1 pseudogene is annotated in these 231 nt (G+C 67.5%); it reads right to left on the reverse strand.

Annotation, left to right across the window (positions count from 1 at the left end):
* Positions 1-231, reverse strand: a pseudogene (locus tag KVT37_RS33185) (aldose 1-epimerase); the annotation flags it as partial.

A 231-nucleotide genomic window follows, 5' to 3' on the forward strand; every position in this document is an offset into this window, starting at 1 on the left:
CCGCGGGCCGCGCCCGAAGCGGCGTGCCGTCGCCTTCCAAACGCTGGGTTGCCCGGTTGCGGTAAGGCTCCCCCTGAAAGGCGGACGACAGCGATGCAAGCGCTTGCCGGCGTTGATCGACGGTCCAGGCGGCGAGCCAGCCATCACCGTGGAGGTAGTGTGAGTCCCAGGGTATGTACGGCGCCAGCCTATGCTCGACGCCGTCGATGACAAAACGGAGGCCTACGTCCC

Origin of the sequence: Mesorhizobium sp. GbtcB19 (assembly GCF_019091085.1) — a bacterium.
GTDB lineage: Bacteria > Pseudomonadota > Alphaproteobacteria > Rhizobiales > Rhizobiaceae > Mesorhizobium.